Below are 17,577 nucleotides of genomic sequence, written 5' to 3'. Positions count from 1 at the left end.
CGATTCCCGACTTCTTAAATTATCATTCCATGCTTCTTCGTGCTTGTTACGTCTTGGGAAATCCGCAACCGATCCAGCGGGCTAGCCGGTGGGGACTCGCCCTCGGAGCCAGTCTGCTGATGGCCATGGGCACTGCCGTCAACCCTGCCGCCGCCGTAACGATCGATCCCAACGTGCAAGCCCTGTTGAGCGACATCGATCGCGCCGCCAGCGCCAAAGATACCGGTTTGCTGCAACGGTTCGCCCCCAATTTTCGCAGCGCCGACGGCCTCAGCCGCGACGAGTTGGGCCGCTCCCTCAGTCAGTTTTGGCAATCCTTTGATCAGGTGACCTACAGCACCACCGTTGAAAAGGCCGATCGCGATCGGGATACTTGGATTCTCGAAACCCGCACCGACATTACCGCCACCAAAGCCAACACCACCCTCGGGCCCGTCAAACTGGTTACGGAAGTCCGCGCCCGCCAGACCATTCAAAACGGCCTGGTAATCCGTCAAGAACTGCTTGATGAGCGCACCACCACCCAATGGGGCAGCAAACCACCTCGCGTGAGGGTGCGGCTGCCGGAGCGAGTGCGCCCGGGAGATACCTACACCTTCGATGCGATCGTGCAAGATCCGTTGGGCGACACCCTCTTGGCTGGCAGCGCGATCGATATGCCCGTGCGCCCGGAGGTGTATGCCATTCCCCAAAATGCAGCCCTAGAACCCATTTCCGCTGGGGGGTTGTTTAAGGTGGGGCGCGCGCCCAATAGCCCAGGATCTCGCTGGATTTCCGCTGTTTTGGTGGGGCCCGAAGGCATGACTTGGATTACCGAACGCTTGGAAGTACGCTAGGTTTCTCACAATTAAGCTGAATCAATTGGACTGGCGGAATTGGCGACAATTCAACGGGAAACCCAACTGGGGAGTCGCTTGCTTGGCCACAAGGGCGATCGAACCGTTGGCCCGAGTCACCCAACCTTGAGCTTCAACAATTGGCTCAGAAATCACTGGCTCAGATGACTCGGCGGAAACCGTGCGATCGGGCAAATTCGGGGCGATCGCCCGATCAGGAGCATCCGTCGCCTCCCCCGTCAGGTTGCCGCCCAGCCACCGCACATCATCCCAATAGGCCCCCGCACTGCTGGCTGGCTGATCGGGTTCCGCCGGTAAGCCACCCCGTCCTGTCACCACAAATCGGTTACCCTCATCCGCTGCGCAACCGATAATAATCGCTGCTGTTGGATCCAAAGTGTCTTCCGGTAAGTCAATCAACCCCGACTCATCATTGAAGTTTTGGGTGTTGATTTGCACCGCGCCGCTGAAATTCGCCCCCAGCCCCGAAGTGGCCGTGATGTCGCTTTGGGGAGTGAGCTGCTGTCGAAAGGCCGTTCCCAAAACCGTATCCGCTTGAATGTCAACGCGCCCGCCCCGCCCCGCCTGAGCATTCGCTGTAATGTCGCTATTTTGTAGGGCGGCCAGGGAAGAAAGCTGAAACCGGATGTTGCCGCCGTCACTGCGCACGGCGTTGGTGGCGATCGAACTGCCGGCCAACATTTGCAGCGTGTTCACCTGCACATCAATGTTGCCCCCACGGCCGGAGGCGGTGTTGGCGGTGATGTTACTGTTTTCCAAACGGAGGCGATCGCCCGTGATGCTGAGGCTGCCCGCATCCCCCGTCAGGCTGCTGTTGACGGCAATTTCCCCTTGGTTGCGAATCACCAAATCGCCCACTTGCAGGTTTAAACTGCCACTGTTGCCCGTGGCGGTGATTTGGGGCAAATCTGCTCGCCCGGAAACTGCCAACAGCCCGCTACGGAAACCATCGGCCGATCGCCCACTGATTTCCATGCGATCGGCCTTGATGGTGATGTCTCCCCCTTGACCCAACCCCAGCGAGGAGCTAGAGAGGGTTGCGCCGTCCAAAACCCGCAGGAATGGCGTTTCAATCAACACGTTGCCGGCCGGATATTCCGTGAAGGTATCGGTGGCAATCCCACTGGAGAACAAGCGATCACCGGAACTTCCAATCAGGTCAATTTGGCGGGCGGCCCGAATCGTAATTTCGCCGGGCACTCCTCCCACCGGAAACAACCCAATCCGAATGTTGGCCCCGCTCTGCCCCCCAATAAATGCCCCATCACGCACCGTGAGGGTATTGGTTTCAATGAGCATGGCTCCGCCCCGACCATTGCCAGCGATGGTGTTCGTGAAAATCCCACTGGCCACGGAAGCAAGGGGCACTGCATCTTTAATTTCAATGCTGTCCCGAACTTGCACCGTCAAAGCGCCGCCGGGGCCGTTGCCTAAATTCACCGTCACCAGTAGCGCTCCCCCTTGCACCAACAAGGATCCAGCGCGAATCGTGAGGGATCCGCCTTCGCCCGTGGACTCGCGAGCATTACCCGTGCTAATCAGAGAGCTGGCGGCATTCATTTGCTCAGCATTGATGATGATGTCGCCGCCTCGGGCTGTGCCAAAGGTGGGCGCAAACACAACGGCCCCATCGGCAACTGTCAGGTTGCGCGCATTCAGCCGAATGGAACCCCCATTCCCCAAGCCAGCGGTGTTGATGTATAGGCCAGCGATGCGAACTTCAGGGGTAATTTGCCCCACCAAGCTGCCGCCAACAATCACCTCGTTCACAAACTGCAATCCCAGGCCACTGAGGGTGATGGCATCGGTGGCACGAATATCAATGTCGCCGCCCTGGCCGGAGGCAAAGGTGCTGGCGGAAAGGAGGGCGGGCCCTTGGGTGTTGAAGCGGTTGGCTTCAATGACGATCGAGCCACCTCGGCCGGAGCCGCTGGTGTCGGTCACGATTGCGCTGGGCTGTTGGCCGGTGGGATCAATGCCCGCCACCACCACTTGATCAGCCCCGATCTCGATTCCCCGGCCGTTCACTGCCCCTTGCGTCAGGGCGGTGACCGTGGAGCCGTTGAGGATGGCCACTTGGCCCGCCTGCAGATTCAGCAGGCCACCGCCGGGCCCGCTGGCATCAATCGCGGCTTGCTGATCCAAATTAATCACGCCGCTGCGTTGGGCCGTGCCCAGGCCGATCGCCTCATTGGTTTGCCAGCGCACCGTACCACCGGCCGCGCTGATCAGATCAATTTGCCCCTGAGGAGCCACGGCCCGCCCGCCCGCCAGGTCGATCGCCCCGCCCACCAACGACAGCCGCTGGGTCGGAGCCACCACCAAACTCCCCAACAGCCGAATCGGAGCCGGTTGTGAACCTAATTGCAACCCCAAAGGAACCTGGGAGGACAACAGTGGGGCCCCACCCGATCGCCCCGCATCAAAGGTCACCCCATCGCCAAACACCAAGCCATCGGCCGTGCTGGCCCAAAATGCGCCCCCCAGTTGCAACTGGGCATTGGGCCCAAACAAAATTCCGTTGGGATTCAGCAAAAAAAGATTGGTGGAGCCATTGGCCCGAAGCGTGCCCAAAATCTCCGATCCTTGGCTACCGGTCACCCGGGTGATGGCGTTCTGCACCTCTGCGCCCGTGTTGAACCAAGCGGTTATGCCCTCGGGAACCGAAAAGCGCTCAAAGCTGTGGAATAAATTCCCTCCCGATCGGGTGCCCCCGTCGATCTGGATCGTGTCGCCCGTGGTTTGGATGCGCGACGGTTCCGGCAATGTGCCATCGGGGGCGATCGGCCCCACTTGGGCCCCGGCAGCGCCTCCCCAAAGCCCAACACAACAGCTCGCCGCCAGCCATCTTCGCCGCAAATTTCCCATCGTCCTTTGGATCGGTGTTTGGCCCGTTTGACCCGTTTGGCCAAGGCCCCCTCCCAGGAAGATAACAAACGGCCAGCGAGTGCTGAGGCTCCCCGCGTTTGCTGTATTTACCCGATCGCCAGTCATGAAACAACGCATCCAAAACGCCTCATGGGCGGCCAAGCAAGGAGTCCGCCTTGCTGTGTTATACCAACGACCCGAGACGCACCCGTAAAAGCAATCGATCTCAAACCATCAAATCATCAAGATTCATGATCAAAGATTCATGATCAAAGATTTCTGATCGCAATTCCTGATCCAAGTCAATCATCTAATTTTCAATCCTCAAACTGACCGAGCTACCGCTTGAGGGCCCGTTCCATATCGCGCTGATCTTGCTTGCGCTTGAGATCTTCGCGCTTGTCGTGCAGTTTCTTGCCTCGGGCCAGCCCGATCGCCACCTTGACCCATCCCCCCTTTAAATACATTCGCAAGGGAACCAGGGTCAGTCCCTTTTGATCCACCTGTCCCACCAGTTTGCGGATTTCTTCCTTGTGTAGCAGCAGCTTGCGCGTGCGGCGAGGGTCGTGGTTAAAGTAGCTGCCCGTGGTGTCGTGGGGCGAAATATGCACATTCAGCAGCAACGCTTCGCCATTGCGAATGAGGGCGAAACCATCCCGCAGGTTCACCTTGCCAGCCCGAATGGACTTCACCTCAGTGCCCTTCAGTTCAACCCCCGCCTCGTAGGTTGCCAAAATTTCGTACTCGTAGCGGGCTTGGCGGTTGTCAGCGACAATTTTGTACCCACTTTGCTTGTCGGCCACGCTGTTGATTAACCCTCCGTCGCGCTCTGACCCCGATTGGGAATCTTCATGTTGGTTCTGAGACCCAGGCCTGACCGGGATCGATAGGAGGTCTATTCTAACCGCTGATTCATCTCAAGCGGCGCAGTACCGGGATTTTGCAAGATTTGCGAGCCGATGGCGGTGGTGATTAGGGGCGATCGGGGGCAATCGGTGATGATCCGGGGTGGTGAGGAGTGGGATTGCAAAGCAAATGGCAAAAACATCGGCAAGGCCGGCAGCGATTAATCCTTCAGCAACCCTTCAGCAAGCTTTTCGCCAGATCATCGCGATCGAATCCTCAACTTGCGATCGATCCATGATGCAGTTTCCAAGACTCCCGATCGCCCTCAGCAGTTTCCAGGCAAGGGTTTTGGGCGAGGGCCAACGGTTCGATCGCCACCCATTCATCAGCCCCAGCGATCTTTGCTTCACAAAATATTAAGTGCCCCTTGACTATTTTGGGCTTAAATCGTATCTTTAGATACAGAAACCAATCGTTCATCTTTCCCCGCTAACACCACAGCTTGCAGGTCACCCTAGCAGCCGTTAGTTAGAAAGAAAGACGGAAGTAGGGATTCTAGGTCAATGTCGATTTTGGGTTAAGTCCTAACCACCGATCCACAGCCCGCAAATCCCGAAGGAACGCGCCTCAGTCAGATCCTGAACGCATCTCCTGGAGGCGATCCTCATGAAACTCATTTATCGCGGTGTCCGGTACGACAGCACAGAAACCCCTCTGCCCACGGTAGAAACGGGCCACACTGGTCGATATCGCGGATTGGAAGTGCATTTCCGCCATGCCGAAAGCATTCCGCCGCAGCCAGTCAATGATCTGACCTATCGGGGTGTCGCCTATCGCACGGGCGCTGAGGCCTTCGCGCCCAGCAGCGTCCCCGCTAGCCGCCCCGTCACTTCGCCGATCAGCCAACCCCTTACCGCAGGTTCTGTTATGTCTACCCAATCGATCTCCGCTCGTGCTCGCGTCCAAATGATGTCCCGTCATCATCAAGCCGCTGCTCGTGAACAATTGGCACTCGATCGCGCAGCAGCCGAATTGGGTCTGGGTCACCTGTCGTCTACTTTCAGCCGCATCCAAGGCAAAATGCAACACGACATCGCCATTTCCTGCGAACCCAGCTCCGTCGCGATGAGCTAAGCAACCCTTGCTGGGTTTTGGGCCACCCGAAAGCCATTGGGGTTTCGTTAAGTGGTTCCTAAGCTGAATTGTCTTGAACTTGTCTCAAACCTTTTTGTTGTGAACTCTTTCTCGAATGCTGCTCGGTAGAGCAGGGTATCGGTTGAATGAAAGGTTCTGATCCAAGGTAGTTGGCTTGCGGGCTGGCTACCTTGGACTCTTTCCTGAATTCGTTCTGGCTGATATTTTGCAAAACCCGACTATTTCAGTGAGCGTTAGCCCCATACCCCCAGCCTGCTCAAGGAGCGCTGGAGGTATTTTTTTGGGTTTTTCGGTGGGACAAGACCCTTGCTAAGATGCGGGTGGGAATGGGGCGATCGCCCGTTGGGGCTTTTGCTGTCTCTATTTTTCGGGATCTATTTCGGGATCTATTTTTGCAGGTCTATTTTTAGAACATTTTTGAAGATCTATTTTTAGAAATTTATCGATCCTTTTGGAACCTATCTTTCTGGGTCTCTCTATGTTGAAATTCAAGCGATCGGGTCAAGTTCGCACACCCAAAGAACCCCATGGCCAAGTGACTTCCGATCGCAAACGGCTACGCATCGTGCGTATGGGACACCGTTTCCATCCCTGGGAAGATGCTTACCATTTATTACTAACCTTGAGCTGGCCAAAGTTTTGGCTAGCAATTATTGTGGGCTATGGGTTAGCCAATTTCCTGTTTGCTGGGTTATATCTTTTGGAACCCGAAGGAATCGCCAATGCCAAACCGCAATCTTTCATGGATGCGTTCTTTTTTAGTGTGCAAACCATGGCAACGATCGGCTATGGCGCAATGTATCCGGCCAAGCCTTGGACACAGATGCTCACGGCCATTGAAGCTTTGGTGGGTCTGATGGGATTTTCGGGAGCAACGGGGCTAATGTTTGCCCGATTTTCGCGGCCCACGGCTCAAGTGCGCTTTAGTCAGGCGCTCCTGAAAACAACCCATGAAGGTCAACCTACGCTGCTGTTTCGGATGGCTAATCAGCGGCAGAATCAGATCATTGAAGCCCAGGTAAATTTGGTTTTTATTGAGGATACGGTCACCCAAGAAGGGGAATATTTACGCAAGATTCAAGATTTATCGTTGGTGCGATCGACCTCGCCCATGTTTGCCCTGTCGTGGTTGGTGATGCACCGAATCGATCAACAAAGTCCCTTATTTGGCCGATCGATCGAGTCTTTATTGAATAGTAATGCCACCTTTGTTGTGTCTTTAACTGGGATTGATGATGAACTGAGCCAAACGGTTCATGCTCGCCATATCTATGCAATTTCTGATGTTTTAGAAAATCACCGATTTGTGGATATGTTGGCCCATCAGCCCAATGGGGTGATTTGTATTGATTACCGATTTTTTGATCAGGTGGAACCGGTGGCTCAATTCACACCCAAAATCACGCCCAATTAAGGGCGATTATTCACCCCGACGAATCACCAATCGATCGCCCGCTTTGCCAACCAAAATTCCTGCCTGAAACGGAGGACGATCGCGATCTTGGGGCCGAATCACCCACAGAGCCACGCGGCGATCGGCCCAATGTTTGGCCTGTTCCGATTGAGGCACGGGAATTACTTCACAATGACAATAGAAATCCAGGGAAGGGCGCTGGGTGCGATCGCTCGTGTAAACCTTTGAGCCGGAATGGGCAACCGATCGCAGCAGATTCGCCACCGGCCGCACGGGATACTGTTCATTCAGTTCCCAAAGCCAACTGCCCGACGAGAAAAACAGTGTTAACCCCACAAACATGCCCCAAAAGGCTACGGGGATCAGTTGTCGATCGCCCTGCTGGGCCAACAAGACCACGGCTCCCCCCGTTAGCCCCAAGGCCGCCAGCGCCAGGGCGAGCATCGGCTCCAATGGTGTGGCCCAGGCGCTGAAGTAAACGGCTCCAGCACAGCCACCCAAGGTCAGCAACCCAAAAATCACCTGCCACGATCGCCCAAACCGGGCCGGCGGTTCTTCCCACAAAGACCCCAGCACGGGCCCGATCGCCAGGGCCAAGGGGGGATAGAGCGGCAGACCATACCAGGGAAGTTTGGTTTCCATCACGGAAATGGGCAGTAGATAGCCCAAGCTCCAAACCAGCACCAACTTGCCCCAGGGCCAATCCCGATCGCCCCAGGCCGCTTGCAACCCAGCGGGCAATAAAAATAGCCAAGGCCAAGCCAATTCCAACAGCTCTTGCAGATAAAACCAGGGCGGGCCGCCCCGATCGCTCACGGAATCCCAAACCCGCCGCAGGGATTGATTCAGCAAATTAGTCTCAAAAAATGCTGGGCCGTAGTGTTGCCATTGGGCCCCATACCAAGCCAGGGCTGGGGCCAAGCCCAAAAGCCCCCCGAGCCAGAGATAGGGCGATCGTAACAACCGGGGCGTATCCCAGACTAAAAAGCCGAAGATTAGGCCCCCAAACAACAGGGCCACCAGCCCCTTCAATAGGGCGATCGCGCCGAGGGCAAACCCAATTCCCAGCGTCCACCGCAAATCCCGCCGGGCCCGCAACAGACAGCACCAGGTCAGCAACCCAAAGGCCACAATGGCCGCATCCAGCATGGCCAACCGCCCATGACGCACCACGGGCAACCAGGTGAGATAGACCAAGGCGCTGAAGAGGGCGGCGGCCCGGTGGGTGAAAATCAACCGCCCCACCGCAAACACCAGGGGCACGGCCGCCGCACCCAGCAAGGCTCCGGGCAGTCGGGCAGCCCATTCGCTTTCGCCAAAGGTGCGGAACAACAGGGCGATCGCCCAATGGAGCAGCGGCGGCTTGTTGAAATAGGGGCGATCGTGCAGGGTGGGAAACCACCAGGACTCGGAGCCGATCGGGACGCGGGCCAGCTCCCGGGCCACTTGGGCCACCGTGCCCTCATCCCAATCGCGCAGGGGCAACCCACCCAAATTGATGCCATACAACACCAGGGCCAACAATCCCAGCCCGATCGCCCAGGCCCAATCCACCGCCCGATCGTCCCTGCGCCACAGTTGCCGGGCGATGGCCCCCACGCGGGACGATCGCACCGAGGCCGAAGAACCAGCCGGGTCAGGATTAGGGGCCATAGGAATGGGGAACAGGGATGGGGAAATCGATCGCGCGGTTGAAATCAATGCCCAATCTAGCGAATTAAGGGGCCCGAAAACCCAGAATCAATCCGTTTTCGGAGGCTGGCATGGCTATTGAAATGGTTGTTGGCAACGATGCCACTCGTGGGGCCCAGACCGCACGCCCGACCCCGATCGGCCGGCTTATACTGGCTGGCATCGTGGGCCCCATAGCGTCTTCAAAAATTTCCAGCTAAATCAACCGAACCATTCAACCTAACCATTTAAGATGCAGCTTTCACCCATCGTCGATATCGTTATCGGCCTCCTATTCGTTTACTTAACCCTCAGTCTGTTGGCTTCGGAAATTCAAGAACTGATTGCCACCCTGTTGCAATGGCGAGCCGCTCATCTGAAACAGTCGATCGCCCAATTACTGGGCGGTGGCAGCCAATCCACCGTCAGCGGCCGCGCTCCCCAGCGTCCCGGTGACAGCACCCGCGCCGAACAACTGACCGAACGCCTCTACGATTCCCCCACCATCAACAGCCTGAACCAAGAGGCCCGGGGGTTGTTAGCCGCCGGTTTTCGCAAGGGCTTTCGGGTTCTCTGCAACCTGATCGGCCTCAGCAATTCGATCTTTGGGCAACATACCAGCGCCCCTTCCCACATCCCGCCCAGTTCCTTTGCCGATGCATTGCTGTCTTCGGCCAAAATTCCCGAGCTGATTCGTACCGTCAGCCTGCGGCGGTTTGAGCAATTTACCCAAGACTTGGGGCGACAAACCCGCCAATTGCTACAACCGCAACTGAGTGATTCGCGATTGACCCAACTGCTCGATCGCTTTGAACAACGCCTGCGAGACATCACCACCGACTATCGATCGGGCAAATTTGACCTCAAAATCAGCCTCACCCGAGTGCTGAACTCCGTCGATCGGCTCATTAGCATTCTGCAAGCGGCCCATATTCCCGAGGTCGATCGACTGGTGATCCTGCGCGACGACACCTTTGAAGACCGCGAGGGCCACACCATTTTGCTGGCGGCCCTGTTGCCCTCCACCGAAGAAGTGCTGGATGGATTGCGCCACAAACGCGCCATCTACCAGGAAGTGCAGGCGGTGATTGCTGAATTGCGCGATGCTAATGACCCCACTCGCAAAGGATTGGAAGAGGCCCTGAACCTGTTGCCCGAGCCTGTGCAAGACAACCTGTTGCTGCTGGCAAAGCGGGCCCGATCGCGGGCGGCCTCCGCGCAAGAGGATTTCCAGGAATTCCAAAAGGAAGTGGAAGGTTGGTACGATCGAGCGCGCGATCGGGCATCGGGGGTCTATCGCCGCAATGCACGCGGGGTTTCGATCCTGTTGGGCATTGTCCTGGCGGTGGCCAGCAACGCCGACACCTTCAACATTGTGAGCAAGCTGTCTCGGGATACGGCCCTGCGGCAAGCGGTGAGCGCCTACGCCGATCGAGTCGTTCAAACGGGTAGCGCCCCCGGAGTTCCTTCGCGGCCCATGCTGCCCAAGTGGTCGGAAGTTAGCCAGGACATGCAGGCGGCTTTGGATGAAACCACCCTCCCGATCGGCTGGGATTCCAACAAATTAAATGAGCAATTGCGCTACGACAATCGCAAACCCAACAACCAAGGAGAAGTGATTTGGGTTTTAATTCGCACGGCTTTGGGCTGGCTGGTCACGGGCTTGGCGATCGCGATGGGCGCGCCCTTTTGGTTTGATCTACTTGGCAAAATTATGCGAGTTAAAAACACCGGCAAATCAGAAGCATCCTAATTGTCCAGCACCATATCGGCGGTGATAAAATCTCGTGAGTAGGTTATCGGCTCACTCATAACGCCTCAGGGCCGAACCATTCGCCCATGCCAAAAGTCACAACCACAACGTCTGAGTCTGGCGGTTTGGGTTGGGTTTGGTTGCTGTTGCTGTTGGGTACGGGGGCGATCGGGGGTGGGCTTTGGGGGCTAACGACCTGGCTACTGGGTCGATCGCCCGCCTTGCTCACCCAGGCCCGCCAAGCGCGATCGACTCCTTCAATTCCCCGCCTTGCGGAAACCAACCAACAACTCACCCAGCAAATCAACTGGCTGCAATTGATTCCCCCTTGGCCCCTGTTGCCCCATGACCAGGCCCAAGCCCAATTGCCCACGCTCAAAGACCAGCAAGCCGCCATTAACCGCGAGCTGACGATTGCCCGGGGCCTGAACACCGCTGAAAATGCGGCCATGAAAGCCGCCCGTTTGGTGCAAAATCCGCCCCACCCGCCGGCTGTTTGGCAACAGGCCAAGCAGCAATGGCAGTTGGCGATTCAAACACTGGCGAGTCTGCCGCCGGATGCGTTGACGGGGGCAATGATTCAAAGCAAGCTGGCCACCTATCGATCGAATCTAGCGGCAATTGAACAGCAATTGGCTGTGGCAGTGCAGGCGGTGGAATTTAACAATCGCGGGGTTGAGGAGCTGAACAACGAACGCTACCGCGAGGCGATCGCTTGGTTTCAGCAGGCCCTGGCTCACAACCCCAAGATGGCGGAGGCCCTGTTGGGGCAAGGGTTGGCGCAAGTGGCCCTCCAAGACTATCGATCGGCATTGGAGTCCTTCAATCGATCGATTACCGCCAAGGGGGATTTTGTGGATCCGTACCTTTATCGGGCGGAAACTCGCTATGAATTTGGCGATGCGGCTGGGGCCATGGCGGACTTGGATCAGGCCATTGCCCTGGATAATCAACGGGCGACGGCCTATCTGTTGCGGGGGGTGATCCATTTTGCCCAAGACCAAGCCAATCAGGCCCGATCGGACTTAAACAAAGCCGTGGAGCTGTTTTCGCAACAGCAAGATTTTGATTCTGCGACCCAAGCCCGCACCCTGCTGGCGCAACTGCCCGCTGAATTGCCTCCTGCTGAATTGCCGGTGACGGAATCTGCCCCGCCAGACAATCCAGCAGTGGCGGTGGAGGACGATGACGATGATGATGACGACTACAAACGCCGTCGTCGCCTCTCGTTGCGGGATGTGCGATCGACCTGGGATCGGGTGCGCCGTTCTGGCCGCCGTCGCCGCTAGGTTTTGCGATCAATAGCAACTTTCCCAAGGCCCGCAGAATGCCCAATTCAGGATCCCCAATTGTCCATGGCCGCAAACCGATCGAGCGTCAACCCCTCAAGAACCATCTGGCTGGGAGCCAAGGCCGCCCAGGTGCAACGGGCGATCGCCCAAGGTCTTTGGGGCCCTTTTGATTGGGTGCTGACCCCGACCCGGCAGGCAGCCCGGGCGATCGGGGTGCAGGCCCAATCTCTCGATCAACTCCTCAAGCGGTTGCGACTGGATGGCAACCTGGCTCCGATGCTGATGCGTCAGCGGGCTTTACGATCAGCCGTGGCGAAGGTTTGGCCTGATGTGGAAGCGGGGCCCTATGCCAATACGATCGCCCCCGTGATTCGGGAAATGCTGCACAACGGTTGGTCTCTGGCGATGGCGGCCCAGGAACCCACCTTGAGCGATCGGGCGCGGCAGTTGGTGACCATTGCCCAGGCTTATTTGCAAGCGCTGCAATTATCGGGCGATCGGAAATTGGGCGATCAGAAACGGGATGATCAACAACTGAGCGATCAACAACCAGGTGATCAGAAACTGGGCGATCAATCCACTCAGCGGCGGGCCGTTGATCGACCAGCCGATCGACTAGATGCGGCCCAAATTTATGGACAGGCGGCCCAGGCGATCGCCCAAGGTGCGGTGAACCCCCTGGTGCTGGGCCTGTGGGGCTATGGCTATTTGGCTCCCGATGCGATCGCCCTAATTGATGCCTTGGCGGGGCCCGGCAGTTGCCTTTGGTGGCCCAATGATCTGGCTTTGCATCGGCTGCTGCCGGCCTGGGAACAGCGGGGCTGGACGGTGCGATCGGTCTCGGAACTTTCTGAAGAACCCGAAGCAACAACGCCCCCGACCGAATGCCCAGCCTTGCAACAGGCGATCGCCTTTCCCACCCTGGAGGACGAGGTGCGCTGGGTTCTGGCCAAGGTCAAACAGCATCTTCACCAAGGTGTGCCAGCTAATCAAATGGTGTTGATTGCCCGCGATGAGCAACGCTACGGGCCGAAGCTGTTGGAGGTGGCGCAGGAATTTGAGGTTCCGGTGCGGTTGCTGTATGGCGTGCCCCTCACGCAAACACGGGTGGGCCATTGGGTGCAATGCCTGCTGGAAGCGGCCCAACAACAATGGGCCTATGAGCCAGCGGTGCAATTATTGCGCCACCCGATCGGGCGAGATCGCCTAGAAGATCAATGGGAAATGGCCCGCCGCCTACGCCCCGATCGCCCCAAGGCCTGGGTTCAGGCAGGCATTGATCTTGCGGATTTGGCCCCGCCGGCCCAATCGGCCCGCCGCGAGGCCACCCGTGAGCAGTGGGTGAGTTGGGTGCAGGACTGTGCCCGATCCCTGGAGATTCGATCGGGCGCACAGCATTGGCCCAGTGAAGCCAACGCCCTCAGCAGCCTGAATCATCACTTGATTGAGCTAGCCCGTCCCAGCCACGAAACATTAACCCTGGCCAGCTTTGCCCAGGAATTGCGGGAACTGTTGAGCCTAATTTCCGTGCCCCGCCATCCCGGCCGCGGCGGTGTGGAATTGCACAACCCCGCTAGCCTCATCGGGGCCCAATATCGCTACGGATTTGCCCTGGGGATGGTGGAAGGCTGGTGGCCCGCCCCGATCGCCCCTGATTTAGCCCTCGATTGGTTCGATCGACGCGCCCTCACCCAAGCCGGGTTTCCGATGGCTGGCACTGCCGAGCTGGCGGATCAAGAGCGCCTCCACAACAGCGCCGCCTTTGCCACCATCCAAGCGCAATTGGTGTTTAGCTATCCCCAGTGGCACGGCCAGCAACCCCAATCCCCCAGCGCCCTGCTCCGCAATCCCCAAATCAAACCCGCCGAGCCGGAGCCGGTTCCCGATGTCAGCCCTTTGGCCAGTTGGCAGCGGTTTTTGACCCGAGCCGATCGCCCCGCAGCCCTGGTGCAAGATCCCTTAGGCCCAGCCTTGGAGCGAGCTTGGCGGATGGAATGCCAACGATTGCGTGGTGGCCCACCCAATCTCCCGGAAGATTTGGCATTTAACGGCTTCCTTGGCTCCCTCGCCGCCATGGATCCCGATCGGCATACCTTTAGCGCCTCTCAAATCACCGATTTGGGGCAATGTCCGTTCAAATACTTTGCACGGCGCGTCCTGCGGCTCCAAGAACCCCAAGAAACCGAAGCCGACTTGCCCCGAAACAGCAAAGGCAACCTCTACCACCGCGTTTTGCAAAAACTGGGGGAACAACAGCGCGATCGGCAAGCGCCCGTTTTCAATGACCCTGAGCAACGGTTGGCGGCCCTCGAAACCTGGCTGACCGAAGCGGCCACCGAACTGCAACTGCCACGCCATCTCACCTGGACAGCCCAGCGCCAAGAACTCTTGGCCCAATTACAGTGGTTAATTTTGCAAGACAGCTTTTTACCCACCGAATCCACCATCCTCCATTGCGAAGTGCCCTTTGAAGGGGAGTGGCTGGGTCTGAAGGTGAAGGGCATGATCGATCGAGTGGATCAGTCCCCCGATGGCTTGGTTCTGATTGATTACAAAACCGGTAAAGCCGAAGGAGCCAAAGTCAAAGACCAAACCGGCCAAGCCAGCCTGGATGTGCAACTGTTGGTTTATGCCAGCGCCGCCGCCCAACTGGTTCCCGAAACCCCCGTCGCCAAGGCCTATTACTACAGCTTGCGAGAAGCGAAGCCCTCGCCATCCCAACAGCCCACCCGTGACGATCCAGAGGTGGGAGCCTTGGTGCAACGATTGCGTCACCACTTGGCGGCGGGGGAATACCCTGTGGATCCCGATCGGGAATACAAAGCCTGTCAGTTTTGCGAAGCCTCATCGGCCTGTCGTTGTGTCCAGGATGGCTGATTGCAAGTGGGATTTGCCCTACGATTGGCTGAACAACCGCCACAGAATGCTCTGGTAATGTTCTGCATGGGAGACTCTTTTCCCTGCGATTGTTAGCCGTGACGATGCACGGGTGCTGATTTTCGATCATGATCGGGTCGATCGCTCAGCCTCCTCCCCTTTCTCCCCCCTCCTTCCAGGTGTCTGAACGTCGCCGTTTTCGTCCGATCGACCAACGACCGTTCCAAAAGATTTGGATTGGGGCTGCCTTCTTTGCAGTCACCCTCATCATCTCCGTCACGGGCTACATGATCGCTGGCTGGGGGTTCCTCGATGCCTTCTACATGACCATCATCACCGTCTTTGGCGTGGGTTATGGGGAAATTGGCCCCATGACCCCCCATTTGCGGGCCTTCACGATTTTTGTGATCATCGCGGGCACTTCTTCGGCGGTCTACACTGTAGGGGGGGTCTTCCAAGCCCTGGCCGAGGGCGAAATGAATCGGCTACTGGGGGCCAGGCGCATGAGTCGAGATATCGATCGCCTCAAAGATCATGTAATCATCTGCGGGTTGGGCCGCATTGGTCGGCTATTGGCCCGCAAGCTGGTGGAAACGGGCCAGCCCTTCGTGGTGATTGACTCCAATCCTGATCGGGTGGAGCGGGGTGTCAATCTGGGCTATTTGGTTTATGAAGGCAACGCCACCGATGAATCGGTTTTGCGAGCGGCGGGCATTGAGCGGGCCAAGGCCTTGGCTACGGTGTTGCCCGATGATGCGGAAAATGTGTTCATTACCCTGACCGCCCGGGGCATGAATCCCCACATGACGATCGTGGCTCGGGGCGAAGCAGCCAGCACCGAAAACAAGCTGAAGCTGGCCGGAGCCGATCGAGTGGTTTTGCCAGCTAATATTGGGGCGGAGCGGATTGCTCAAATTTTGAATCACCCCTCTGCCCTCTATTTCTTGGAAGAGGATGAGGGCCGGGCCACCCTCAGCGAAATGCTGTTGCGGTTGGATGTGAAGCTGGACGAAGTGTCCGTGCTTCCCCAATCCCCCTTGGATGGCCGGACGATCGGGGACGTGGAAGTGCGTGGCAACGGCACATTCATCGTTGTGGCCCTGCTGCAAAAGGACGGCAACACCATCATTCACCCACCCCAATCGACGCAACTTTATCCAGGCGATACGCTGATCGTGATGGGTCACAGCGACGATATGCCCACCTTTGTCTTTGGTCGGGAATATAGCCGCAACCACAACCGCAACCAACGCTATCGCGGCCTACCCCGTTAGCGGGCAGCCACCAGTTTTAGACCGAGGTTCATGGAACGAATGCCGCTAATTTCAGCCCCAATGACCAACGCTGACTCGGATTCGGGGCCCGTGGTCAATCATCGCCGCCCGTTGTCTTGTTGGGCGATCGGGATCGATCGGGCCGGGTGGTTGCAGGTTTGCCCCGCCCAAGTGCTGCGAGGGTTATTGATGGTGGGGGTGCTGTTGTGGGGATGGGGATTCCTGGTGTTGCCGGTACGGGCCGAGAGCCTGACGGATTTGCAGCGATTGTTTCGGAACACCGTGTGCCGCCACTGCGATCTCAGCTATGCCAACTTGGCGGGGGTGAACCTCAGCGATGCCTATTTGGGCGACACGGACTTGGTGGGGACTGATTTACAAGGGGCATTGCTCGATCGGGCTAACTTGACCCGGGCCCGGGCGATCGGGGCGAGCTTTGCTCAGGTGCGTGCTGACCATGCCGACTTCAGCAACGCCGACCTCAGCGGAGCCAACCTCACCCAAGCCCACCTGGAGGCAACCCGCCTCACCCGCGCCACCATTGTCAGCGCCTCCCTGGAAGGCAGCGTCCTGCGTCGGGCCGAACTCACCGAGGCGGACTTGCGAGACAGCAACCTCACCCGTGCCAACCTATCCAAAGCCGACTTAACCCGCGCTTCCTTGACCTATGCCCGTTTAAACCAGGCTGACCTCCGGGGCAGCATTTTGCGAGGAGCCGACCTGCGCCAAACGGACTTCAGCGGCGCAGACCTAACCGGCGCAGACCTAACGGATACCAATCTGGAAAAGGCGATCCTTTGCGGCACTCGTCTGGCCGATGGTAAAGTGTCGCGCCAAGGCTGTCCCCGATCGCCTGCGGGTGATACCATCAAAGGCGGAAAATTTTGACGCAAACGCATAGGGGACGGACATCATGGATATCATCACCCTCGGTTGGGTTGGCTTGCTGACGGTTTTCACCTTCTCGATTTCGATGGTGATTTGGGGCCGCAACGGCTTCTAAGTTCCCGGGGCTGTGGCCAATTACGTTGCCGAAGCTCGATGTTTAAGAATGCATTTCAGGGATTAAAAAGATTGTCGATCGAGGGTGTATGAATCAACCCGATCGACAGTTTTGTTTAAGTGGCTTTATCTTGTTTTTTGACCCTTGATTTTTGATTTTTGGTGAGGATTCCCGTGGAAACTTCGGCCTTAACCGTTTTATCGATCGTGGCCATGGGCTTGATGGTGGTGGTTACGGGCGGCATTGTGTACTTAACGGCCGCTGAATGGCGCGATCGCCGTCGCCAAAAAACTCCCCAAAAGCGCTAGGGCCTGTCGTCAAGTCGCCTGAAATCCTGATTCCACCGTGGGCAGATCGTGGGGGACAAGGGGCTTGAGCATCTTGCTGCCTAACAATTTGGTGGCGATAACAGCCATATAATTTAACCCAGCGAATTGAGGCAGCTCCGCTAGTAGGGTGGGCAGTGCCCACCAAATTCAGGTAAACGAATCCAGGAAGGCAACTTAAGGTAAATAGAAGCCTAGAAGCACATTTTTGAGTTTGCACATTCTTGGCTAGATTGACTCC

The 17,577-nt window shown here is 57.5% G+C and carries 15 protein-coding genes and 1 riboswitch; of the genes, 11 read left to right on the top strand and 4 right to left on the bottom strand.

The features are described from left to right. The first annotated feature begins 29 nt into the window (after nucleotides 1–29). Nucleotides 30–836 carry a DUF8623 domain-containing protein gene (locus AC2IAX_RS03960; RefSeq protein WP_494389425.1) on the top strand — a complete coding sequence of 269 codons (807 nt, stop codon included), beginning with the start codon at nucleotides 30–32 and terminating at the stop codon, nucleotides 834–836. 21 nt (nucleotides 837–857) lie between these two features. Here AC2IAX_RS03960 and AC2IAX_RS03955 read toward each other — a convergent pair whose 3' ends face one another. The 3 genes from AC2IAX_RS03955 to AC2IAX_RS03945 form a co-directional block, all read right to left on the bottom strand. After that, nucleotides 858–3,851, bottom strand: a complete 2,994-nt coding sequence (locus tag AC2IAX_RS03955; RefSeq protein ID WP_494389424.1) for a two-partner secretion domain-containing protein — start codon at nucleotides 3,849–3,851, stop codon at nucleotides 858–860. Nucleotides 3,852–4,063: 212 nt separating this feature from the next. Next, nucleotides 4,064–4,528 carry an SsrA-binding protein SmpB gene (gene smpB, locus AC2IAX_RS03950; protein ID WP_099532473.1) on the bottom strand — a complete coding sequence of 155 codons (465 nt, stop codon included), beginning with the start codon at nucleotides 4,526–4,528 and terminating at the stop codon, nucleotides 4,064–4,066. A 92-nt stretch (nucleotides 4,529–4,620) separates the two neighbouring features. Continuing rightward, nucleotides 4,621–4,773: a hypothetical protein gene (locus tag AC2IAX_RS03945; RefSeq protein ID WP_494389423.1), complete on the bottom strand. Its 153-nt coding sequence runs from the start codon at nucleotides 4,771–4,773 to the stop codon at nucleotides 4,621–4,623. A gap of 92 nt (nucleotides 4,774–4,865) precedes the next feature. On the opposite strand from AC2IAX_RS03945, the gene AC2IAX_RS03940 reads away from it, so the two are divergent. From AC2IAX_RS03940 to AC2IAX_RS03930, 3 genes are all read left to right on the top strand, one after another. Beyond that, complete coding sequence (locus AC2IAX_RS03940; RefSeq protein ID WP_494389422.1) at nucleotides 4,866–4,991, top strand: hypothetical protein; 126 nt, start codon at nucleotides 4,866–4,868, stop codon at nucleotides 4,989–4,991. Between the two features lie 51 nt (nucleotides 4,992–5,042). Beyond that, nucleotides 5,043–5,198: riboswitch (Glutamine riboswitch) on the top strand. Between the two features lie 39 nt (nucleotides 5,199–5,237). Then, the gene (locus tag AC2IAX_RS03935) at nucleotides 5,238–5,705 is read left to right on the top strand and encodes a DUF4278 domain-containing protein (RefSeq protein ID WP_099532475.1); all 468 of its coding nucleotides are present in this window, start codon (nucleotides 5,238–5,240) and stop codon (nucleotides 5,703–5,705) included. Nucleotides 5,706–6,204: 499 nt separating this feature from the next. Then, the gene (locus AC2IAX_RS03930) at nucleotides 6,205–7,140 is read left to right on the top strand and encodes an ion channel (RefSeq protein WP_494389421.1); all 936 of its coding nucleotides are present in this window, start codon (nucleotides 6,205–6,207) and stop codon (nucleotides 7,138–7,140) included. A 6-nt stretch (nucleotides 7,141–7,146) separates the two neighbouring features. Here AC2IAX_RS03930 and AC2IAX_RS03925 read toward each other — a convergent pair whose 3' ends face one another. Further along, nucleotides 7,147–8,793, bottom strand: coding sequence for an ArnT family glycosyltransferase (locus tag AC2IAX_RS03925; RefSeq protein ID WP_494389420.1), 1,647 nt, complete (start codon nucleotides 8,791–8,793; stop codon nucleotides 7,147–7,149). Nucleotides 8,794–9,064: 271 nt separating this feature from the next. On the opposite strand from AC2IAX_RS03925, the gene AC2IAX_RS03920 reads away from it, so the two are divergent. The 7 genes from AC2IAX_RS03920 to AC2IAX_RS03890 all read left to right on the top strand — a co-directional run bounded on the left by AC2IAX_RS03920 (nucleotide 9,065) and on the right by AC2IAX_RS03890 (nucleotide 17,318). Then, complete coding sequence (locus tag AC2IAX_RS03920) at nucleotides 9,065–10,564, top strand: hypothetical protein (protein ID WP_494389419.1); 1,500 nt, start codon at nucleotides 9,065–9,067, stop codon at nucleotides 10,562–10,564. Nucleotides 10,565–10,650: 86 nt separating this feature from the next. Continuing rightward, a complete protein-coding gene (locus AC2IAX_RS03915) occupies nucleotides 10,651–11,853 on the top strand; it encodes a tetratricopeptide repeat protein (protein WP_494389418.1) in 1,203 nt (400 codons plus the stop codon). A 66-nt stretch (nucleotides 11,854–11,919) separates the two neighbouring features. Then, entirely contained in the window at nucleotides 11,920–14,733 is a 2,814-nt protein-coding gene (locus AC2IAX_RS03910) for a PD-(D/E)XK nuclease family protein (protein ID WP_494389417.1), read from the top strand. Nucleotides 14,734–14,912: 179 nt separating this feature from the next. After that, entirely contained in the window at nucleotides 14,913–16,007 is a 1,095-nt protein-coding gene (locus AC2IAX_RS03905; protein WP_494389416.1) for a potassium channel family protein, read from the top strand. A gap of 60 nt (nucleotides 16,008–16,067) precedes the next feature. After that, entirely contained in the window at nucleotides 16,068–16,895 is an 828-nt protein-coding gene (locus tag AC2IAX_RS03900; protein ID WP_494389415.1) for a pentapeptide repeat-containing protein, read from the top strand. 25 nt (nucleotides 16,896–16,920) lie between these two features. After that, complete coding sequence (gene petN / locus AC2IAX_RS03895; protein ID WP_099531567.1) at nucleotides 16,921–17,010, top strand: cytochrome b6-f complex subunit PetN; 90 nt, start codon at nucleotides 16,921–16,923, stop codon at nucleotides 17,008–17,010. Nucleotides 17,011–17,183: 173 nt separating this feature from the next. Beyond that, entirely contained in the window at nucleotides 17,184–17,318 is a 135-nt protein-coding gene (locus tag AC2IAX_RS03890) for a hypothetical protein (protein WP_255407478.1), read from the top strand. Nucleotides 17,319–17,577: the final 259 nt, after the last annotated feature.

The sequence above is a fragment of the Limnothrix sp. HT2024 genome (assembly GCF_059138625.1).
Note: the sequence above shows the minus strand (reverse complement) of the source record. Positions and strands in the feature narration are given on the sequence as shown.